This is a genomic window from Actinomycetota bacterium (assembly GCA_035765775.1).
Taxonomy (GTDB): Bacteria; Actinomycetota; CADDZG01; order JAHWKV01; family JAOPZY01; genus DASTWV01.
Genome location: DASTWV010000062.1, coordinates 1 through 20,363 on the forward strand (window position 1 = coordinate 1; position 20,363 = coordinate 20,363).

A 20,363-nucleotide genomic window follows, 5' to 3' on the forward strand; every position below is an offset into this window, starting at 1 on the left:
CGCCGCCAGGCGTCGTTCGCCGACTTCTCCGGCCTGACCAAGACCAAGCCGGAGCGGTCGCTCACCGTCCCGAAGCCGAAGAAGGCCGGCCGCAACGCGCACGGGCGCATCACCACCCGGCACCAGGGCGGCGGCCACAAGCAGCAGTACCGCATCATCGACTTCCGCCGGGACAAGGACGGGGTGCCCGCCAAGGTGGCCACGATCGAGTACGACCCGAACCGGACCGCTCGCATCGCCTTGCTGCACTACGTGGACGGCGAGAAGCGCTACATCATCTGCCCGGACAAGGTGGCGGTGGGCGACCAGCTGATGAGCGGGACCGGCGCCGAGATCCGGCCGGGCAACGCCCTGCCGCTGCGCAACATCCCGGTGGGCACGGTCATCCACAACGTGGAGCTGAAGCAGGGCGGCGGGGCCAAGCTGGCCCGCTCGGCGGGCGCTTCCGTGCAGCTGGTGGCCAAGGAAACCACCATGGCCACGGTGCGCCTTCCCTCGGGCGAGATGCGCCTGGTCCCCGTGGCCTGCCGGGCGACCGTGGGCGAGGTGGGCAATGCCGAGGCCGAGCTGGTGTCCATCGGCAAGGCGGGCCGTGCCCGCTGGCAGGGGCACCGGCCGAGCGTCCGGGGTGTGGCCATGAACCCGGTGGACCACCCCATGGGCGGTGGCGAGGGCAAGGCTTCCGGTGGCCGGCACCCGACGTCGCCCTGGGGCAAGAAGGAAGGCCGCACCCGGAAGAAGGGCAAGTACTCCGATGCCCACATCGTGCGCCGCCGGGGCGCCAAGCGAGGGGGGTAGACACCGGTGCCGAGATCGCTGAGCAAGGGACCCTTCGTGGACGACCATCTCCTGAAGAAGGTGGACGACCTGAACAAGCGCGGGGACAAGCGCGTGATCAAGACCTGGTCGCGGCGCTCCACGCTGATCCCCGATATGGTGGGCCACACCATCGCGGTGCACGACGGGCGCAAGCATGTGCCGGTCTACGTCACCGAGTCGATGGTGGGCCACAAGTTGGGCGAGTTCGCCCCCACCCGCACCTTCCGTACCCACGGCCACCACACCGAGCGCTCCTCGAGGTTGAAGTAATGCCCCGCGCCAAGGAAGCCTCCCGTGTCGTCACCGCCGGTGCCCGCTACCTGCGCATCAGCCCGTCCAAGCTCAACCAGGTGGCGGCGCTGATCCGCAACCAGCACGTGGACGAGGCCCGGCGCATCCTCGCCTTCACCCCGAAAGCAGCTGCCCGGGAACTGACGAAGGTGCTGGAAGCGGCCATCGCCAACGCCGAGCACAACTTCGACCTGCCCGCCGACGAGCTGTTCGTGAAGGAGGTGCGCTGCGACGAGGGGCCGACCCTCAAGCGTTTCCGCCCCCGGGCGCAGGGCCGGGCCTACCGGATCCGCAAGCGGACCAGCCACCTGCACATCACGATCGAGCGCCGGCAGCCGGAGGCTCCGGTGCGCCGCGGTGCCGGGCAAGCCGGCGACGCCGAGGCACGGACCAGCCGCCTGCAGCGCCTGCGGGCCGAGGCGGCCGCCCGGACCGGGCGTGGCTCGGCCGGCGGTTCTCCGAAGGGTGCGGGCAGGGGTGCTGGCAGGGGCGCAGGCAAGGCAGGCGGCGTGAAGGCTGACACGGCTACCGAGAAGAAGTCCAAAGGAGAAGTTCGTGGGTCATAAGGTCCATCCGTACGGGTTCCGCCTCGGGATCGTCACCGACTGGAAGTCCCGCTGGTACGCCGAGGGCAACCAGTACCGGCAGTACGTCCTGGCAGACGACCGCGTCCGGGAGTACCTGAAGAACCTGCTGCCGCACGCCGCCATCAGCCGTATCGAGATCGAGCGCACCCGGGAGCGCGTCCGGGTCGATGTCCACACCGCCCGCCCCGGCATCGTGATCGGGCGCCGGGGCGTGCAGGCCGACGAGATCCGCGCCGCCCTCGAGCAGATGGAGACCAAGGCCGCCCGCGCGGTGACCGGCAAGGACGTCAACATCCAGGTGCAGCTCAACATCATCGAGGTGAAGTCGCCCGACCTGGATTCGCAGCTCCTGGCCCAGGCCGTGGCCGAGCAGCTCTCGTCCCGGGTGTCGTTCCGCCGGGCGATGCGCAAGGCAGTGAACACCGCCATCAAGGCGGGAGCCCTCGGGGTCAAGATCTCCTGCGCCGGCCGGCTGGGCGGGGCGGAGATGAGCCGGCGTGAGGGCTACCACGAGGGCAAGGTGCCCCTGCACACCCTCCGGGCCGACATCGACTACGGCTTCACCGAGGCCCGCACCACCTTCGGCCGCATTGGCGTCAAGGTCTGGATCTACAAGGGCGATGTGGTGCCCGTGCGCGAGTCCACCGCCCGCCGGCGCCTCGCCGGCGAAGAGGGCGGGGCCGAGCAGGCCGCCGCACCGGCGGCTGCCGAGCGTCCCTCCAGTGGCCGGCCCCGGCGCCAGCCGCCGTCCGGGCGCCCGGCGGGCCAGCAGCAACCGCGCGCCCCGCGTCGAGCCCCCGAGACGCCTGCCGCCGGCCCGGCGCCCGTTGAGTCCGCTCCTGCCGCACCCCCCGCGCCGGCCGAGCCCACTCCGGCTCAGGTGACCGAAGCCGCGCCCCCGGCGCCCCCGGCGCCCACTGCCGCTCCGCCTGCCCCCGCTGCCCCGCCGGCCCCGGTGGCCCCGGTGGCCCCGGTGGCTCCAGTGGCTCCAGTGGCTCCAGTGGCCGAAGCCGCGCCGCCCGCCGCACCCGCCGCTCCGGCGGAGCCCACTCCGGCTCCGGTGGCCGAAGCCGCGCCGCCCGCCGCCGCGCCCGCTCCGCCCGGGGAGGAGTCGTCAGGTGCTTAGCCCCCGCCGCGTCCGCCACCGCAAGCAGCACCGCGGCCGCATGCGCGGCTTCTCCAAGGGCGGGACCACCGTCAACTTCGGCGACTTCGGCCTCCAGGCCCTCGAACCGGGCTGGATCACCGCCCGCCAGATCGAGTCGGCCCGGGTGGCCATCACCCGCCACGTCAAGCGAGGTGGGAAGGTCTGGATCAACATCTTCCCGGACAAGCCGTACACCAAGAAGCCCGCCGAGACCCGGATGGGTTCAGGTAAGGGCAACCCCGAGGGGTGGGTGGCGGTCGTGAAGCCCGGGCGGGTCATGTTCGAGTTGGCCGGAGTCCCCGAGCTGGTCGCCACCGAGGCCATGCGCCTGGCGGGCCACAAGCTGCCCATCGAGTGCCGCTTCGTCAAGCGCGAAGGGTCCGGGGGGGAGAGCCAGTGAAGATCGCCGAGATCCGTGACATGCCCTCCGACGAGTTGGCCGTCAGGCTGGACGAGACCAAGGAGGAGCTGTTCAACCTCCGCTTCCAGCACGCCACCGGGCAGCTGGAGAACCACGGCCGGCTGGGCCAGGTGCGCCGCGACGTCGCCCGGATCCTCTCACTGCAGCGGGAGCGGGCGCTCGGCATCTCCGACGAGCCCACGGCCGAGCAGGCCGAGGAGTCCCGCCGGCGGCGGGCCGAGGAGGAGGAGCGCGCCGAGGCGGCAGCCGATGAGCGCCGCGGCCGGCGCCGCGGCCGCCGGGGCCGGGCGGACGAGGATGAGGAAGAAGTAGCCGAGGCGGCGGACGAGGATGAGGCGAGTGACGAGGACGACGAGGAGTCCGAGGATGAGTGACAGCAGCGTGGAAGGATCCAGCGAGGAGCGCGGGCAGCGCAAGGTCCGCACGGGCGTCGTCACCTCGGACCGGATGGACAAGACGGTGGTCGTCCAGGTGACCCAGACCATCCGGCACCCGCTGTACCCGAAGATCTACCGCCGCCGGAAGAACCTGTACGCCCATGACGAGGCCAACGACGTCCGGGTGGGCGACCGGGTCCGCGTCATGGAGACCCGCCCGATCTCCAAGCTGAAGCATTGGCGCGTGGTGGAAGTGCTGGAGCGCGCAAAGTGAGGAAACCCCAGTGATCCAGCAAGAATCCCGCCTCCGGGTGGCGGACAACACCGGTGCCCGGGAGGTCCTGTGCATCAAGGTGCTGGGTGGTTCCCGGCGCCGCTATGCCGCTGTGGGCGACATCATCATCTGCGCCGTGAAGGACGCCATGCCCAACCAGGCGGTGAAGAAGGGGGATGTGGTGAAGGCGGTCGTGGTGCGCACCACCAAGGAGAAGCGGCGCCCGGACGGGAGCTACATCCGCTTCGACGACAACGCCGTCGTCATCATCAACGACCAGCACAACCCGCGCGGCACCCGGGTGTTCGGGCCGGTGGCCCGGGAGCTCAGGGAGAAGCGCTTCATGAAGATCATCTCGCTCGCACCGGAGGTTTTGTAATGGCTCGGATCCGCAAGGGCGACCGGGTGTCGGTGCTCGCCGGGAAGGACGCCGGCCGGGAGGGCCGCGTCATCGCGGTGTTCCCCAAGGCCAACCGCGTGCTGGTCGAGGGCGTCAACCGGGTGAAGCGCCACGAGAAGATCCGGCCCTCGCAGCGCACGGGCGCCCAGGAGGGTGGCATCGTCACCAAGGAGCTGCCCGTGCACCTCTCCAACGTCACCCTGATCTGCAACAGCTGTGGTGCCACCCGGGTCGGCTACTCGATCGGCGACGACGGCACCAAGGTCCGCATCTGCCGCGGCTGCGAGACGGAGATCTCCTGATGGCTGACACGGTAGAAGCACCGGCCTACGACGCCCGCCTGAGGCGGGTCTACCGCGACGACATCCGGCCCCGGTTGATGCAGGAGAGCGGCGCCAACATCATGGCGGTGCCCCGCCTCACCAAGATTGTCGTCAACATGGGTGTGGGCGAGGCGGCGCGGGACTCCAAGCTGCTGGACGAGGCGGTCACCGACCTGCGGATCATCACCGGCCAGAAGCCGATGGTGACCCGGGCCCGCAAGTCGATCGCCGGTTTCAAGCTGCGCGAGGGCGTGGCCATCGGGGCGAAGGTGACCCTGCGGGGCGACCGGATGTGGGAGTTCCTGGACCGGCTGCTGTCGGTGGCGCTCCCCAGGATCCGGGACTTCCGCGGGCTGTCGCCCAAGGGGTTCGACGGCGCGGGCAACTACACCTTCGGCGTGACCGAGCAGTTGATCTTCCCGGAGATCGACTACGACAAGATCGGCCACATCCGGGGCATGGACATCACGCTGGTGACGACGGCAACCGATGACGAGTCGGGGCGCGGGTTGCTCCGGGCGCTCGGGTTCCCGTTCCGCGCCAGCTAGTAGGATCTAGGGTCCCGCGCACAGCGGAACCACGGCGCCAGGTAAAGAGGGGTAAGAGGGGCGAGGTACATGGCAAAGAAAGCACTGGTCATCAAGGCCAGCAGGCCGACGAAGTACAAGGTCCGGGCATACGAGCGCTGCAAGCGGTGCGGGCGGCCGCGCGCCTACCTGCGCAAATTCGCCATGTGCCGGCTGTGCTTCCGAGATCTCGCCCACCGGGGCGAGATCCCCGGAGTCACCAAGGCGAGCTGGTAGGAGCCTGCAATGTCAATGACCGACCCCATTGCCGACATGCTCGCCCGCATCCGCAACGCCCAGGGCGCCGAGCACGACACCGTGGACATGCCCCTGTCGCGCATCAAGCTCGACATCGCCCGGATCCTGAAGTCCGAGGGGTACATCCAGGACTACTCTTCCCGGACCGGCCCCAGCGGGCACCCGGAGCTGAGCATCCGACTGAAGTACGGCAAGGGCCGTACCCGCACCATCGCGGGGATCCGGCGGATCTCCAAGCCGGGCGGCCGGGTGCACGCGCGGGCCAGCGAGCTGCCCAGGGTGCTGGGCGGGATGGGGATTGCCATCCTGTCCACCTCGTCGGGGCTCATGACCGACCGGGAGGCCGGCCGGGCCGGGGTAGGCGGGGAAGTCCTCGCCTTCGTCTGGTAGCCAACTAGGAGCCAAGAGATGAGCCGGATCGGACGCATGCCCATCACTGTCCCGACTGGGGTCGAAGTGACTCTCGAGCCTGGGTTCGCCCGCGTCACCGGCCCGAAGGGGTCGCTGGAGCGGACCCTCCCCGAGGACATCACCTTCCGGCGCGACGGCAACGTGCTGGTGGCCGAGCGACCCTCGGAGTCGGGCGAGCACCGCTCGCTGCACGGGCTGACCCGCACCCTGGTGGCCAACATGGTCACCGGCGTCACCCAGGGCTTCGAGAAGACCCTCGAGATCCACGGTGTGGGCTACCGCTGCATCGCCAAACCGGAGGGCATCGAGCTGGCGCTGGGCTACTCGCACCCGATCCGCTACCCGGCCCCCGACGGCATCGCCTTCGAGGTACCGTCGTCTACCCGGATCATCATCAAGGGAGCCGACAAGGAGAAGGTGGGCCAGGTGGCCGCCGAGATCCGGGCCATGCGCAAGCCGGACCCCTACAAGCAGAAGGGCGTCCGCTACACCGGGGAACGGATCCGCAAGAAGGCCGGAAAGGCGTCCAAGTGAGCGGCAACACCAGCGCAGCCCGCGTCCGCCGGCACGCCCGCGTGCGCAAGAAGGTTTCCGGCACGCCCGGGCGCCCGCGCCTGTCGGTGTACCGGTCTAACCGCCACGTCCACGCCCAGCTCATCGACGACGTGGCCGGGCGCACGCTGGCCGCTGCCTCCTCCCTGGAGTCGGGGCTCACCGCCGGGGCGGGCTCGCCGGTCGAGGCTGCCGGTACCGTGGGCAAAGCCCTCGGCGAGCGGGCGCTGGCCCAGGGCATCACCTCGGCGGTCTTCGACCGCGGCGGTTTCCGTTTCCATGGCCGCGTGAAGGCCCTGGCCGATGGCGCACGCAGCGCCGGATTGGAGTTCTGAGCGCATGCCACCACCTCCCGCAGGCAATCGGGGCCGAGGCCCCGGCGGCGGTCGGCGTGACGGCCCTGGTGGGCCTGGTGGGCCGCGCCGCGACGGTGGTCCGCGCCGCGACGGCGGGCCCCGGCGCGACGACGAGGGCCGCCCCGGCTACATCGAGCGCATCGTCGGGCGACCCCGGCGGGTGGCCAAGGTGGTCAAGGGTGGCCGGCGCTTCTCGTTCAGTGCGGTCGTGGTCGTCGGCGACGGCAAGGGCCGGGTCGGTGTGGGCCAGGGCAAGGCCCGTGAGGTGCCCGCCGCCATCGCCAAGGCCTCCGAGGCCGCCAAGAAGGCGATGTTCGACGTGCCCCTGATCACCACCACCATCCCGCACCAGGTGCTGGGCGAGGCGTCGGGCGCGGTGGTCATGCTGAAGCCGGCGTCACCGGGGACCGGCGTCATCGCCGGGGGCCCGGTCCGGGCGGTCGTCGAGGCCGCCGGGATCAAGGACCTGCTGTCCAAGTCGCTCGGCTCGTCCAACGCCATCAACATCGTCCACGCCACCATCGACGGCCTGCGGTCCCTGCAGCGCCCGGAGGATGTCGCCCGGCGCCGGGGCAAGCCGGTAGAGGAAGTGGCGCCCGCCTACCTGCTGAAGCCGGTCCCGGCGGTGCACTCGGCCAGCGCCGAGGGATAATCGAGGAGCGCTCTAGGAGTAAGTCATGGCCAACGTCCGCGTCACCCAGGTGAAGAGTTCCGTCTCCCGTCATGCCGACCAGGGACGGACCCTGCGCGCCCTCGGCATCACCCACATCGGCGCCTCGGTGGTCCACGAGGAGAAGCCCGAGATCCTGGGCATGATCGCCAAGGTCGCCCACCTGGTGACCGTCGAGCCGACGACCGGGCTCCAGCCCGGCGACCGCAAGAGGAGAGGCCAATGAAGCTGCACGACCTGGCACCCGCACCGGGCTCCCGCAAGCCGCGCCGGCGGGTCGGCCGCGGCCGGGCGGGCGACGGCGGCAAGACCGCGGGCCGGGGCACCAAGGGTGCCAAGGCCCGGGGGCAGATCCACCGCACGTACGAGGGTGGGCAGATCCCCCTGCAGATGCGGCTGCCGAAGCTGCCCGGGTTCCGCTCGCCGAACCGGGTGCCGTTCACCGTCGTCAACCTGGGCGCGCTGGCCGACGCCTTCGACGCCGGCGAGTTGATCGATCCCGACACGCTGCGGGGCAAGGGCCTCGTGCGCAAGAAGGGGCCGGTGAAGGTGCTGGGCAATGGCGAGGTCACGAAGGTGCTCCGGGTGCGGGCGCACGCCTTCAGCGCTTCCGCGGTGGCCAAGATCGAGGCGGCCGGCGGGGCCACCGAGGTGCTCGAAGGGGCGCGTGGCGCCGCCGGGGTCGGTGGCTCCGGTATCAGCGGATAAGGAACGGCACGGGGCTAAGGTGACGAGATGCTCGACGCCTTCGTAAACGCTGTCAAGGTCCCGGATCTTCGCAAGAAGCTTCTCTTCACGCTGGCCATCATCGCCATCTACCGCCTGGGTTCCCACATCCCGGTGCCGGGCATCGATGTCAAGACCGCCCGCAGCCTGACCAATGTCAACGGCGGGGCGCTGGGGCTCCTCAACCTCTTCTCGGGCGGCGCCCTGACCCAGTTGGCGGTGTTCGCCCTGGGGATCATGCCCTACATCAACTCCAGCATCATCATGCAGCTCCTGGCGGTGGTCATCCCGAAGCTCGAGGCCTGGCAGAAAGAGGGCGAGGTCGGGATGAAGAAGATCACCCAGTGGACCCGCTACCTGACCGTGGGCCTGGCCGTCCTGCAGTCCACCGGGCTGGCGTTCCTCTTCCACCGGGGTGGCCTGACCAACGCCAGCGGCAACCCGGTGGACCTGATCCCGAAGTTCACCGTCGCCCGGGTGTCGCTCATCGTGTTGACGCTGACCGCGGGCACCGCCGTGATCATGTGGTTCGGCGAACTCATCACCACCCGCGGCCTGGGCAACGGCATGTCGATCCTGATCTTCGCCGCCATCGTCGCCCAACTCCCCTCCGAGGGCCTCGGCATCCAGCAGCAGCGGGGCTGGGGCTGGTTCACGCTGATCCTGGCGCTGGGCATCGGCATCATCGTGGCCATCGTCATCGTCGAGCAGGGCCAGCGCCGCATCCCGGTGCAGTACGCCAAGCGGGTGGTGGGCCGAAAACTCTACGGCGGCACCTCGACCTATATCCCCCTGAAGGTGAACCAGGCCGGGGTCATCCCCATCATCTTCGCCGCCTCCGTTCTGTACTTCCCGGCCCTGATCTCCACAGTCGTGCCGTGGACGTGGCTGACCAACTTCCTGAACAACGACGTGGTCAACCAGGGGGCCGCCTTCCACATCGCGCTCTACGGCCTCCTTATTGTGTTCTTCACCTACTTCTATACGGCCATCACCTTCAACCCCATCGAGGTGGCGGACAACATGAAGAAGTACGGTGGGTTCATCCCTGGGATCCGGCCCGGGCGGGCCACCGCCGAGCACTTGGACTACATCCTCACCCGCATCACGCTGCCCGGGTCCCTGTTCCTGGCGGCGGTCGCCATCCTGCCGTCCATCGCCCTCGCCCTGCTGAAGGTGACCAACTTCCCCTTCGGCGGTACTTCCATCCTCATCACCGTCGGTGTGGCGCTCGAGACGATGAAGCAGCTCGAGTCGCAACTCATGATGCGTCACTACGAGGGCTTCCTGACCTGATGCGGTGCGCCTAGTCATCCTAGGCCCGCCCGGAGCGGGGAAGGGTACCCAGACCAGCCGCCTGGCCTCCGATCTGGGCATTGCCCACATCGCCACCGGCGACATCTTCCGGGCGATGCGCAGCTCGACGGACACGCAGCAGTCCCCGCTGGCCGACCGGCTGCGGTCCTACATGGACCGGGGCGAGCTGGTCCCCGATGAGCTGACCAACGAGATCGTCGCCCATCGCCTGGCGGAGCCGGATGCCGAGCCCGGGTTCCTCCTGGACGGCTACCCCCGCACCACCGAGCAGGCCAAGGTGCTGGACGCCGAGCTGGAAGCCCAGGGCCGCCCCATCGACAAGGCCGTGAAGCTCATGATCACCGGCCCGGAGATCATCGCCCGGCTGGCCGGCCGGCTGGTGTGCCCGGTGGACGGCGCCACGTACCACCTGCGGTCGAACCCACCCCGGGTGCCCGGCTTGTGCGACCTCGACGGCACCCCCCTGGTGCAGCGCCCCGACGACACCGAAGAGGCGGTCCTGCGCCGCCTGGAGGTCTACGGCAAGCAGACCAAGCCGCTCTACGACTGGTATGCCGCCCGTGGCATCCTGGACGAGGTCGATGCCATCGGGACGCCCGACGAGGTCTACGAGCGTCTCGCCAAGGTGGTGGGCCTGCACCGCAACGGGGTGGGAGGTGCTACGTGATCAGCAAGAAGACGCCAGAACAGCTTGAGAAGATGCTCTACGCCGGCCAGGCGCTGGCGGAGGTCATCGCTGAACTGGCGAAGGTGCTGGCCCCCGGCATCACGCTGCTCGAAGTGGACGCCCTGGCCGAGCGCCTCATCCGTGACCGGGGGGCGGTCCCCTCGTTCCTCGGCTACCGGGGCTTCCCGGGGAGTATCTGCGCCTCACCCAACAGCGTCATCGTCCACGGTATCCCGGACGGGACCGTGCTGCGGGATGGCGACCTGCTGTCGGTGGACGGCGGCCTCATTTTGGACGGCTGGCACGCCGACAGCGCCTACACCTACCCCATCGGGACGGTGTCGGCCAAGGCCAAGCGGTTGCTGGACACCACCCAGGCGTCCCTGGAGGCCGGCATCGCCCAGTGCCGGCCCGGGAACCGGCTGACCGACATCTCCCACGCCGTCCAGCGAGTGGTTGAGAAGGCCGGTTTCAGCGTGGTGAAGGAGTTCGTCGGTCACGGGATCGGCCGTGACCTGCACGAAGACCCCCAGATCCCGAACTTCGGCCCGCCCGGCCGGGGGCCGCTGATCGAGCCCGGCATGGTGTTCGCCATCGAGCCGATGGTCAACGTGGGCGGCTGGCGTACCCGCACCCTGGACGACGGGTGGACCGTGGTGACCGCCGATGGCAGCCTGTCGGCGCACTTCGAGCACACGGTGGCCGTCACCCCGGCCGGGCCGCTGGTGCTCACCCGGCTGCCGGCATCCTCCTCGGTGAGCCGCTAGCCGCGGCGGGCATGCCAGATATCAATAGATGTTCGCAAACATGACGCCCGTGGGGCGAGCCGCTTAAGTCGACCGGCTCCGGCGGGCGCCCGGTTCACCACGGCCGAATCGAAGGGCTTTCTCCCGCGCTTGTGGAGCGGCCGCGGCGTCGCGGGCCTGTCTGCGGGCGCACGGTGGGGCGAACAGGAAATTCGACCTCGCGAAGAGGTAAGCTTCGTGCCCCTGTAATTACGGCCGCAGCACGAGCTTCCCCGAGCTTCCCCACGTGTGATGGACCAAGTCGACGACGTTGACCCGCTGGAGCTGGTCTTCCCTGAGGATCTCGGGGTAGCCGATGCGGTCTCGGGGGCGGCGGCCCTCGGTGTTAATTCAGCTGTGGCCCGCGAGCCATCCATCCGCCTCGCTCCGGCCATCTTTCCGGTCGATCCACTGTGCGGGCCGGTGTTCCGGGACTTCGAGCAGGCCGGCGTGCGGTGGTGCCTGCTGGGTCTGCCCGAGGGATCCCGGGACCCCCGGGGTCTGCGGGAGGAAGTGGTGACCGCCCTCGTGGACCCGCCGGCGCTCGGCAGCGCCAAGCGGATCCTGCGGGCGAACGGCTTCGCCGCCGTGCCGATCTGGGACCAGCCCCGGGAGGGCGCCCAGCGCGCCCCCCAGGGCGAGGGCACCCACCGCTTCGTGGGCTACAACCCCAAGAGCGACTGCTGGGTCACGCTGCTCCTCGTCACCCGCCTGGCCTACGGCCCGTTCGCCACCCTGGAGACCGGCGCCGAGCGGGGCTGCCTGGAGCGGCGGCGCTGGGAGGGCGGCGTCTTCCTCCTCAACCAGGACGATGCCTTCTGGACGCTGCTGGTCGGCATGCTGCTGGACCACCCACCCGGTGTGCCCCTACCCGCCTCCCCGGACCCGCTGGCCTTCAGCCGGCTTGAGCGCCTCGTGGTGGAGGCCCGCACCGACAGCCCCATCGCCCGCCTCATCGGCGGCTTCCTCCCGGCGGGCTGGGAGCCCCAGCACCTGGTGGACTGCGTGTGGGAGGGCGAGTGGGACGTCCTGGCCCGCCTCGCACCCACGGTCGAGTCGGAGTGGCTCGCCTCCCGCACCTGGGCCGCCCGCCGGCGTGGCGCAGGGGCACGCTTCGCCTCCCGGGTGGGGGCACGGCGGCTGCTGGGGGGGTTGCTGAGCGGCTCCCGGGGCCTGTCCGTGGCACTCCTGGCGCCCGACCCCGCCTTGAAAGGGGTCCTCGCCAGCGAACTCGGGGAGACCTTCTACCTGCCGGTGAGCTACATCCGCATGGGCGCGGCTCCCCGCCGGCCAGGGCGGAGCCGGCGCCTCACCCGGGCGGGATTCCTGCGCACCCTGACCACCTTCTGGCGTCGCTGGGCGTCAGGCTCGCTCCGGCGGGCCAAGGGGCGCCTGGTCCTGTTCGACCGCTACACCTATGACGCCCGCATCCCGCCCCTCACCCCGGTGCGGGGTCTGGGCCGGCTCCAGCGCATCGTGCTTGGGCGGGCCTGCCCGGCCCCCGACCTCGCGGTCATCCTGGACGCCCCGGCGGCCCTGCGGCCCCGGCGCACCCGGGGACCGGGCGGCGTGGAGGTGCCCTTTGCGGTGCGCCGGCGGCAATACCTTGACCTCGCCCTGCGGCTCCCGGACGCCCTGTGCGTGGAGGCCCGCTCGGGCGAGGACCGCCTGCGCCGGGAGGTCACCGCCCAGGTTTGGCGGGCCTACGCCGCCCTGCCGGCGCCGGTGTGGCTGCGCTGCGCCCGGCGCCTCCGGCGGCCGTGGAGGTCGGGCCGCTAGCTCGCCGCCCTTCCGCCCGCCCGGCCCCGGTCCCGCTCCGAGTCCGCTGAGGTCGGGGACATTCGTCCCGGGCAGTGGGACAAATGTCCCTCGAAATGATGTTGACGGCGGCGCCCTTCGCAGCCCTGCTGCCCAAAACCCCGCAACCGGTCGCCCCTGCGGCTTGACTATCTATAGAAGCATCATTCCCGGTCGCCACGGACGGGTTCATCCCCTTCGAGGGAAACTCGACCGACCCCAGCTCGCCCGGCCCGGGCCCGGGTCCGGCCCGCAGGGCACTGGGTCCGGCCCGCAGGGCGCTGGTTCCGGCCCGCAGGGCGCAATGCCGATAACAATGGAATCCCTATGAGCGCGCCCGCACCCATCCACCCGCTCCTACGTGCCGCCTTCGGCGCTCTCGACGAGGCCGGGGTGCGCTGGGCCCTCCTCCGGGGTGAGGCCCGCCTCGCCGATCCCTCCGGCGATGTGGATCTGCTTGTGGCGCCCGAGGATCTCGACCGCATGCAGTCGGCTCTCGCCCCGCTGGCCATCGTCCCCGTGGAGCGCTGGGGGGGCTCCCATCGGCTCTTCTTCGGCTACGACCCGGGGACGGACCGCTGGATCGAGCTCGACGCCGAGCCGGACCTCGACTACGGTCCCCAGGCCAGCTTCCTGGTCAACTGGCTGCTCCCCGCCCTGCGGACCCACGCCGGCCCGGGGTGCCTCGCTCGGCGCCGGCAGGTGGGCGGGGTCTGGGTGCTGGACCCCGACGACGCCTTCTGGACGCTCCTCCTGCACTGCATCGTGGACAAGCGGGCCGTGGCCGAACGCCACCGGGGACGCCTGATGGAGCTGGCCGCCGAGGCCACGCCGGGCGGCCAGATCGGGCGCCGGGTCGGTCTGGCGTGCCCACCCGGCTGGGATGCCGCCCGGGTTATCGGGGCGGCCAGGAACGGGGAGTGGGACGCCCTGGTGGCCCTCGGGGCCGAGATCCCCCGCCGGGCCGCCGCCCGGCATCCGGTCGCCAGCCGGGCGACGGGCTTCGCCCAGGGGGTCGGCCGCCTGGGGGCCACCGCCGCCCGCATGCGGCGTGGCCGGGGCTTCAGCGTGGCGCTGCTGGGGCCGGACGGGTCGGGGAAGTCGACGCTGTCGAGCGGCTTGGTCGAGCACCTCGGGGTGCCTGCCCGGCTGGTGTACATGGGGCTGTGGCAGGGCGAGGAGGGCCAAGAACGGTCGATCGCACAGGCCGGCCTCGCCACCGCCAAGCGCCCGCTCAAAGTCTGGCGCCGCTACCTGGAGAGCCGCTACCACCGGGCCCGGGGGCGCATCGTGATCTTCGACCGGCACGTGTACGACGCCCTGCTCCCGCCCGAGCCCCCCCTGGTGGCGGCCAAGCGGGTCTTCTTCGGGTTCCTCGCCCACTCCGCCCCCGGGCCGCAGCTGACCCTGGTGCTCGACGTGCCCTCCGAGGTGGCGGCGCGCCGGCGCCCGGACGAGGATCCCGGCCGGCTCGGGCGCCTCCGGGACCAGTACCTGGCCCTGGCCGGGCGCCTGCCGCACGCCGAGGTGGTGCCCGCCGAGGGGACCCCGGACGAGGTGCGCATCGAGGCGACCAACCGGATCTGGCGGGCCTATGCCCGGCGCCGCTCCGGTCGCCCGCTCCGGGGCGCCGACGATGGCCAAGCCGAAGGCTAGCGTCCCCCTGTCGCGGGGATTCGGGCTCGTCCAGGGCCGCGTGCGCCGGGCCCGGGTGGGGCGGGAAGCCCTGGCATCGGCCCCGGCGCTCGTCCCGGCCATCCTGACCGAGGTCGCCCGCCAGAGCGGCCTGCCCGCCGAGGGCTGGGTGGTGCTGCGCTCGGCCCTCTCCGGTACCCAGGTGGTGGTCATGATGGTCGGCCCCCAGGGCGGCGCCCCCGTCGCCGTGCTGAAGGTGCCCGCCACGGCCGATGGCCTCGCCAGCCAAGCCCGGGAGGGGACGGTCCTGGAGGCACTCGCCGGCCTGCCCGGCCCCTTCCGGATCCCCCGCCGCCTGGCCCAAGGCACGGTCGGCGGGCGCGGCTTTGTGGCCGAGGAGGCCATCCCCGGGGTGCCCGGCGATGCACTTATGACCGGTGCCGGCGCCAACCAGGCCCTCGCCGGTTCGGCGGCTGCGGTCATCACGGACTGGCACCGGGCGACCGGTGAGCCGGTGGTTGTCGGCGCCGACCTGCTCGGCCGCTGGGTGGACGAACGGGTCGCGGCGCTGTCCCCGGCGGTGCGCCAGCCGGCGCTCCTGGAGCGCCTGGGCACGCTGCTCCGGGGAGCCTGGGAGGGCCGCGAGGCGGTGGTCTCCTGGGTGCACGGCGACTTCTGGCCCGCCAACGTGCTCTTCGAACCGGTCACCCTGGCGGTGACCGGCATCATCGACTGGGAGTGGGCAGCGCCGCAGGAGCTGCCCGCCCAGGACCTGTGCTACCTGCTGATCCAGGCCCGGATGCGGGCGACCGGCCGTGAGTTCGGCCCGGTGGTGGCCGCCCTTCTGGAGGGGGCCGCCTGGACCGCACCGGAGACCGCCGTCCTGGAGGCCGGTGGCGTCATCGCCCCGGGCGAGGCAGGCCCGGGCCGGGATGTCCTGCTGCTGGTGTGGTTGCGCCACGTGGCCTACAACCTGCTGCAGCACCCGGGCGACGCCCGCAACTGGGTCTGGACCGGGCGCAACCTGGAACCGGTGCTGCGCCGGGTCTGACGCGTGCCCCCGGGCGCCTACGAGGTGGCCGGGTTCGGCGCCGCCGGCTGGGGCTTCGCCGCCCTCCCGGTGTTGGGCGACGACGACGGCGGGATCAGCTGCAGGACCATCGAGTCGGCGTTGTGGGTCAACTCGGTGGCCACGCCGCTGTTCACCATGGTCTGGCCCAGCTGGTAGGACCAGTTGCTGGGCAGCGAGTCCAGGGCCTCCCCGGCCGCCTCCTGGCCCCGGGTGATGATCACGTACACCGGTACCCGGCCGAGGCCGTGGTCGGCGGCCACGTCCTCGACGCCCTTGACGCTGGGCGGGTCCACCGTGTTCTGGACCGACTCGTAGTCGTACAGGTTCACCTTCTCGTACCGCCAGGGGATCTGCGGGAACAGCGAGATGAGCGTGGAGTGTTCGGGGGCCACCTTGTAGAGGTACTGCACGCTGGCGAGGTCGGCGCTCGAGACCCGGTCGAACCGCTCGTTGCCGTAGCGGGCCACCAGCCACGCGGGGGCGAATGCGGTGGCCACCACGCAGAAGAGGATCGCCGGGCCGATGACCTTGTTCGGGTCGGAGGACGGCATGAACGCCATCGCCGCCATGATGCACACGAAGGGGAGGGCGAACAGGTAGGCCCGGAGCAGGGCCTCGCCGCCGTAGCTCTGCACCACCAGCAGCGGGAAGGGGGCCGCCCCCAGCAGGACCATGCTCCAGTCGCCGTAGCCCAGCCGCCGGCGGCGGATGGCCCCGACGGCCGCGAGGAGGGCGATGGCGCCCGCCAGGGCGATGCGGATGTCCAGCACCTCCAGGCGGCCGGCGCTCCCCTGGATCCGGCCGGTGAGGCTGGTGTTCACGTTGGCCCCCAGCTGGCCGACGCCACCGAAGATGTAGCTCAGGTGCCCGGACCAGAACGGCACTGCTCCCAGGCTGATCCAGGCGACCGTGATGGCGCCGAAGAGCACCGGGAACCCCCGCAGGTTGGTGCGCCCGAAGATCGCCAGGGCGATGAGGCCGCCGATCAGCAGGAAGGGGGTCAGCTGGTGGCTGACCGCCATGGCGGTGAAGATCACCATGACGGCGGCGATGAGGACGCCGCGCTGGGCAGGCGTGGACCGCACCGTGATCCGCTCCTCGCCCCGCCCCCCGACCACCCGCATGGCCCGGCCCAGGGCGCGCTGGAGCCGGGTCCCCCGGCCGGGGTCGGGCATCGCCGGGCGGAACCACCGCAGTGCCACGGCGACGATCACCAGGAAGAAGAAGAAGCTGAGCGCCTGGGGCGAGAAGTAGTCCTGCCCCACCCAGCTGGCCAGGTAGAACAGGGCGAGGCTCATCCACCAGATCCGCTCGTTGCGGGTGATCGCCCGGCAGATGGCGTACAGCGGCGCCAGGTACATCAGGTTGAACACCAGGGGAGCCCAGCGCAGGAAGGCCTGCGGTGAGCTGAGCCCGGCGGCTTTCGACAGGAATGCCGCCAGAGCGAAGAACCCCGGCCAGCTGAACCGGGCGTCCAGGGTGGGCAGCGTGTGGCCGGTGGTGGCGATCTGCTGGGCAAACCCGGCGTGCAGCCAGGCGGTGGCGAACGAGGCGTGGGGCTCGACCAGCGGCCCGAGACCGTCGAGGAGCAGCACCAAACCGAAGATCTGGAAGGCCAGCAGCGGGCGGCGGAGCGGGCGCTGCACCAGCGCGAAGCCGAAGCTCAGCATCACCAGGCCGATGGCGACGAAGTAGGTGGGGCCGGCCACGGTGATCAGGCCGAGGTCGCCCAGCTTGGAGGAGTCCACCCGCAGCAGGGCCAGTGTGGCCATGATCAGTGCGGCGACGGTCATGAGCGCCATCTGGCCGGTGCTCAGCCCGACCCGGCGGGGCGGGAGCACCTCTAGGGGCTCGTCCTCCAGGACCACGCCTGCCCCGCGGCCGTTGTAGCCCCCGCCGGGCTGCGGTGGGGCGCCGGCCAGGCGCTGGCGCTCGCCGGTGGCCATCAGGCCCTCGCCCCGGTCATGGCGCGTGCACCCCGGCGGGCGCCGGGGCGGGGTGGGCCAGCATGCGCAGGATCGAGGGGAGGACGGCGGCGGCCACCACGATCTGGCTGGCGAGGTACGCCACCCCCACGCCGCTCAGGCCCAGGTGGCCCATGAGGATCCAGGAGAAGCCGGTGATCGAGACGAAGAGCGCCCCCTGGGCCAGGGCGATCCGGCTCACCTTGCGCTCCACCCGCGACAGGGCGATGTACAGCGAGGTCACCGCCTTGAACAGCACCGCCACCGCCAGCAGCCGCAGCAGGGTGGAGGCGTGGACGGCGTAGGGGCGGGTGTACACCGACAGGATCAGCGGGGCGAAGCCCACCAGGATCACCTCGGCCGGAACGATGATGGCCAGGATGCGGCGGACGACCACGGCCGCCTGCTGGCGCAGCGACGCCCGGTCGATGGCCCCCTCCACCATGAGCGCCACCCCCAGGTTCACGGTCACCAGGTCCAGGGCGTAGATGATCACGTACACCACGCCGAAGTAGCCGGCGTTGGCGGCGTTGAGCCGGACCGTGATCAGCAGCGGCAGGATGGTCCCCATCGCCATGAAGAAGACGGTGCCCAGGTAGTCCCCGCCCATGAACCGGGCCATGGTGGCGAAGGTGACCGGGGCGGTGTGCGCGCTGGCCGAGACCCGCTCCCGGGCCACGTGACGGGGGAGCAGGTGCCCGAAGATCAACAGGTTGACGGGCACCAGGGCGATGGCTGCCGGGACGATCCATGAGAAGAAGATCCCATAGTGGCGCAGAACGTGGGCGATGGCCACGAGCATGACGATCTTGCCGATCCCGTACAGGCCGTTCTCGACCGGGATCCACACCGCCTGCCGGATGCCGGTCAGCACCGCGTCCTGCAGGGCGAACACGCACCACACCGTGACCGACGCACCGAAGAGGAGCCCGAGGCCCCACCCCCGCCCCACCACCGCCGGGAGCCCGAGGCTCGGGATGTGGAGGCCGATCAGGTAGAGGAGGCTGACCAGCGCGCCCGCCCCCCCGGCGAATCCGTACGAGATGACCGCCAGCCGGCGGGAACCGGTGCCGGCGTGCGGGATGAAGCGGGTGAGGGCCGCCTGGAAGGTGAGCTGCCCGCCGACCCCGGCCAGCAGCTGCATGAGGTTGATGGCGTCCACGCCCAGGCCCACGTTGGTCTTGCTGTAGAGGTGGGTGGCCAGGATCCAGTAGGCGAAGCCCAGCACGGACGTGAGACCCACGTTGACCACCAGGGCGTAGCCGTTGCGCAGCAGCGGGTCCCGCCAGTCGGCCAGCAGCCGGCGCACGGGGTGGCGGAGGAGGCTGACGGGAGGAGCCGGCGGGGCGGCGACTTCGGCCATGGCCGGCTAGCCCCGGCTCCGCTGGGTCCGGCGGGTGCGCACCCGGCTGCGCAGGTAGCACCACGGGCCGAGGAGCACACCCCCCATCTCGGTCAGGGTGAGCTGGCGGGGGAAGGTGGAGGTCTTCTTGTCGTTCTTGGCCGACCCCGGGTTGAGGAAGTACAGCGCCCCCCGGGGGATCCGGCGCAGCATGTCGAGGCGGTGCCCCGAGGTGGCCATCGTCTTGGTGAGCACGGAGGCCAGCCCGATGCCGTAGCCGCGGACCGTGCGGCGCAGGTCGTCGTACTCCCGCCGATGGCGGTGGCGGACCAGCGAGCGGGGCTCGTAGACCAGCCGGTGCCCGGCCAGCACGATGCGCAGGAAGGCGTCGAGGTCCTCGCCGCCCTTCGCCGGCGTGGCCGGGCCGAGCGACGTGTCGAACCCCCCCAGCGCACGCAGGATGGCGGGGTCGAAGGCGGCGCTGGCCCCGGAGCCGAAGCGCCCCACCGAGTACGGGTAGAGCGGGTCGTCGGGCGCGTACTCACCCAGGTCGAACACCTGCTGCTCATACCCCTTGTCGAACCCGCCGAACTCTTCGATCCAGATCTGGGCGGGCGTCTCCAGCTCGGCGGGCAGGATCATGCCGGTGACGCACGCCACCCCCGGGGCGGCCTGGAAGCCCAGTACCAGGCTGCGCAGCCACAGGCGGTCCACCACCACATCGTCGTCCAGGAAGGCCACCACGCCACCGGTGGCCTCGCGCAGGCCGCGGTTGCGCCCAGCGGACGCTCCCGGCGTGGTCTCGACCACGTAGGCCACCCGCGGGTCGTTCCCGAAGCGCTCGGCGATGGCGTCCCGGGTGGCCGAGGAGCTGGGGGCATTGTCCACCACGATCACCTCGAGGGACGGATAGTCGGCCGCCAGGACCGAGGCGACGCACTCGCAGACCGGGCCGGGGCGCTCATGGGTGGAGATGACCACCGAGGCAAAGGGGAACTCGGCATCGGGGTGGCGCTGGCAGGGGGGCCGGGTGCCGCCCGCCGTCCCCGTCACCAGTCCGCGGGTGCCGAGTGACTCCACCGGGTCCAGCCCGTCGTGGGCCAGGTGCCCCAGGAGGGGGCCGCGCAGCTCGGCCCATGCTGCCTCCGCCAGGGCGGCGGGCGGGACCGGGCCTTGGGCGAGATCGATCTCCAGCGTGCCCAGGGGCACGCCGTGCAGCCGGACGAGGACCAGGGCGGAGCGGGCGGCGGTGTCACCGGGCGCGCCCGGGTCCAGCGTGGGGAGGGGCTCGGACAGCTCGACGTCGAGCACCCGGGCAGGGGCCTGCATGGACTTCCAACCGGCCTTTCTGGCGAATCGGACAGTGAGGGCGCGATCGACCGCAGCTCCTCCGGCACATTGATTACACCTCGCCAAAGCGAGTGTGTCAACCACGGAGTAGACGGCTCTTCGTATAATTGCGATGCACCCTAATTCTTTCCGAGTGGCTATAAAGTTTCGATCCCGGGTTGCCGAAGAAAGGAGTTGGAATTAACGGGCAGCGTGCATGCCGGGGGGCAGAGCGGCCCGGGATCGCTACCGTGCCGGACACCCACATGGAGGACGA

The 20,363-nt window shown here is 71.2% G+C and carries 25 protein-coding genes and 1 pseudogene; 23 read left to right on the forward strand and 3 right to left on the reverse strand.

Features of this window, described 5'->3' with window-relative positions; all coding sequences use genetic code 11:
- The 23 genes and pseudogenes from rplB to VFW71_16715 form a co-directional block, all read left to right on the forward strand.
- Positions 1 to 798 (forward strand): 50S ribosomal protein L2 (rplB, locus tag VFW71_16605; protein HEU5004381.1); only part of this gene is annotated, 798 nt, incomplete at its 5' end.
- A gap of 6 nt (positions 799 to 804) precedes the next feature.
- Positions 805 to 1,089, forward strand: coding sequence for a 30S ribosomal protein S19 (rpsS, locus tag VFW71_16610; GenBank protein HEU5004382.1), 285 nt, complete (start codon positions 805 to 807; stop codon positions 1,087 to 1,089).
- Positions 1,089 to 1,493 (forward strand): annotated as a pseudogene (gene rplV, locus VFW71_16615) (50S ribosomal protein L22). Before rpsS ends, rplV begins: the two are co-directional and overlap by 1 nt.
- 172 nt (positions 1,494 to 1,665) lie before the next feature.
- Positions 1,666 to 2,823, forward strand: coding sequence for a 30S ribosomal protein S3 (gene rpsC, locus VFW71_16620; protein HEU5004383.1), 1,158 nt, complete (start codon positions 1,666 to 1,668; stop codon positions 2,821 to 2,823).
- A complete protein-coding gene (gene rplP / locus VFW71_16625) occupies positions 2,816 to 3,244 on the forward strand; it encodes a 50S ribosomal protein L16 (protein ID HEU5004384.1) in 429 nt (142 codons plus the stop codon). The genes rpsC and rplP overlap by 8 nt, the downstream gene beginning before the upstream one ends.
- On the forward strand, positions 3,241 to 3,639 hold the full coding sequence (gene rpmC, locus VFW71_16630; protein ID HEU5004385.1) for a 50S ribosomal protein L29: 399 nt from the start codon (positions 3,241 to 3,243) through the stop codon (positions 3,637 to 3,639). The genes rplP and rpmC overlap by 4 nt, the downstream gene beginning before the upstream one ends.
- Positions 3,632 to 3,916 carry a 30S ribosomal protein S17 gene (rpsQ, locus tag VFW71_16635; GenBank protein ID HEU5004386.1) on the forward strand — a complete coding sequence of 95 codons (285 nt, stop codon included), beginning with the start codon at positions 3,632 to 3,634 and terminating at the stop codon, positions 3,914 to 3,916. Before rpmC ends, rpsQ begins: the two co-directional genes overlap by 8 nt.
- 10 nt (positions 3,917 to 3,926) lie before the next feature.
- Complete coding sequence (gene rplN, locus VFW71_16640; protein HEU5004387.1) at positions 3,927 to 4,295, forward strand: 50S ribosomal protein L14; 369 nt, start codon at positions 3,927 to 3,929, stop codon at positions 4,293 to 4,295.
- Complete coding sequence (gene rplX / locus VFW71_16645; protein HEU5004388.1) at positions 4,295 to 4,618, forward strand: 50S ribosomal protein L24; 324 nt, start codon at positions 4,295 to 4,297, stop codon at positions 4,616 to 4,618. The genes rplN and rplX overlap by 1 nt, the downstream gene beginning before the upstream one ends.
- Positions 4,618 to 5,187 (forward strand): 50S ribosomal protein L5, encoded by a 570-nt coding sequence (gene rplE, locus VFW71_16650; GenBank protein ID HEU5004389.1) that lies wholly within the window; start codon positions 4,618 to 4,620, stop codon positions 5,185 to 5,187. The genes rplX and rplE overlap by 1 nt, the downstream gene beginning before the upstream one ends.
- 69 nt (positions 5,188 to 5,256) lie before the next feature.
- Positions 5,257 to 5,442: a type Z 30S ribosomal protein S14 gene (locus VFW71_16655; protein HEU5004390.1), complete on the forward strand. Its 186-nt coding sequence runs from the start codon at positions 5,257 to 5,259 to the stop codon at positions 5,440 to 5,442.
- Positions 5,443 to 5,451: 9 nt separating this feature from the next.
- Positions 5,452 to 5,853, forward strand: coding sequence for a 30S ribosomal protein S8 (rpsH, locus tag VFW71_16660; GenBank protein ID HEU5004391.1), 402 nt, complete (start codon positions 5,452 to 5,454; stop codon positions 5,851 to 5,853).
- A gap of 18 nt (positions 5,854 to 5,871) precedes the next feature.
- A complete protein-coding gene (gene rplF / locus VFW71_16665) occupies positions 5,872 to 6,408 on the forward strand; it encodes a 50S ribosomal protein L6 (protein ID HEU5004392.1) in 537 nt (178 codons plus the stop codon).
- On the forward strand, positions 6,405 to 6,761 hold the full coding sequence (rplR, locus tag VFW71_16670; GenBank protein HEU5004393.1) for a 50S ribosomal protein L18: 357 nt from the start codon (positions 6,405 to 6,407) through the stop codon (positions 6,759 to 6,761). The genes rplF and rplR overlap by 4 nt, the downstream gene beginning before the upstream one ends.
- A gap of 4 nt (positions 6,762 to 6,765) precedes the next feature.
- Positions 6,766 to 7,434, forward strand: coding sequence for a 30S ribosomal protein S5 (gene rpsE, locus VFW71_16675; protein ID HEU5004394.1), 669 nt, complete (start codon positions 6,766 to 6,768; stop codon positions 7,432 to 7,434).
- A 25-nt stretch (positions 7,435 to 7,459) separates the two neighbouring features.
- Entirely contained in the window at positions 7,460 to 7,678 is a 219-nt protein-coding gene (gene rpmD / locus VFW71_16680; protein ID HEU5004395.1) for a 50S ribosomal protein L30, read from the forward strand.
- Positions 7,675 to 8,160: a 50S ribosomal protein L15 gene (rplO, locus tag VFW71_16685; protein ID HEU5004396.1), complete on the forward strand. Its 486-nt coding sequence runs from the start codon at positions 7,675 to 7,677 to the stop codon at positions 8,158 to 8,160. Before rpmD ends, rplO begins: the two co-directional genes overlap by 4 nt.
- A gap of 27 nt (positions 8,161 to 8,187) precedes the next feature.
- Complete coding sequence (secY, locus tag VFW71_16690; GenBank protein ID HEU5004397.1) at positions 8,188 to 9,474, forward strand: preprotein translocase subunit SecY; 1,287 nt, start codon at positions 8,188 to 8,190, stop codon at positions 9,472 to 9,474.
- Positions 9,475 to 9,478: 4 nt separating this feature from the next.
- Positions 9,479 to 10,162 carry an adenylate kinase gene (locus tag VFW71_16695; GenBank protein HEU5004398.1) on the forward strand — a complete coding sequence of 228 codons (684 nt, stop codon included), beginning with the start codon at positions 9,479 to 9,481 and terminating at the stop codon, positions 10,160 to 10,162.
- The gene (gene map / locus VFW71_16700) at positions 10,159 to 10,929 is read left to right on the forward strand and encodes a type I methionyl aminopeptidase (protein ID HEU5004399.1); all 771 of its coding nucleotides are present in this window, start codon (positions 10,159 to 10,161) and stop codon (positions 10,927 to 10,929) included. The genes VFW71_16695 and map overlap by 4 nt, the downstream gene beginning before the upstream one ends.
- Before the next feature lie 267 nt (positions 10,930 to 11,196).
- A complete protein-coding gene (locus VFW71_16705) occupies positions 11,197 to 12,726 on the forward strand; it encodes a hypothetical protein (GenBank protein ID HEU5004400.1) in 1,530 nt (509 codons plus the stop codon).
- Between the two features lie 345 nt (positions 12,727 to 13,071).
- Positions 13,072 to 14,400 carry a hypothetical protein gene (locus VFW71_16710; GenBank protein HEU5004401.1) on the forward strand — a complete coding sequence of 443 codons (1,329 nt, stop codon included), beginning with the start codon at positions 13,072 to 13,074 and terminating at the stop codon, positions 14,398 to 14,400.
- Positions 14,381 to 15,430 (forward strand): aminoglycoside phosphotransferase family protein, encoded by a 1,050-nt coding sequence (locus VFW71_16715; protein HEU5004402.1) that lies wholly within the window; start codon positions 14,381 to 14,383, stop codon positions 15,428 to 15,430. Before VFW71_16710 ends, VFW71_16715 begins: the two co-directional genes overlap by 20 nt.
- Positions 15,431 to 15,447: 17 nt before the next feature.
- Here the strand turns inward: VFW71_16715 and VFW71_16720 are convergent, their stop codons facing one another.
- From VFW71_16720 to VFW71_16730, 3 genes are read right to left on the reverse strand one after another with little or no spacing between them, the layout of a single operon-like run.
- A complete protein-coding gene (locus VFW71_16720) occupies positions 15,448 to 17,397 on the reverse strand; it encodes a hypothetical protein (protein HEU5004403.1) in 1,950 nt (649 codons plus the stop codon).
- A 16-nt stretch (positions 17,398 to 17,413) separates the two neighbouring features.
- The gene (locus tag VFW71_16725; GenBank protein ID HEU5004404.1) at positions 17,414 to 18,778 is read right to left on the reverse strand and encodes a hypothetical protein; all 1,365 of its coding nucleotides are present in this window, start codon (positions 18,776 to 18,778) and stop codon (positions 17,414 to 17,416) included.
- Between the two features lie 6 nt (positions 18,779 to 18,784).
- The gene (locus tag VFW71_16730; protein HEU5004405.1) at positions 18,785 to 20,086 is read right to left on the reverse strand and encodes a glycosyltransferase; all 1,302 of its coding nucleotides are present in this window, start codon (positions 20,084 to 20,086) and stop codon (positions 18,785 to 18,787) included.
- Positions 20,087 to 20,363: the final 277 nt, after the last annotated feature.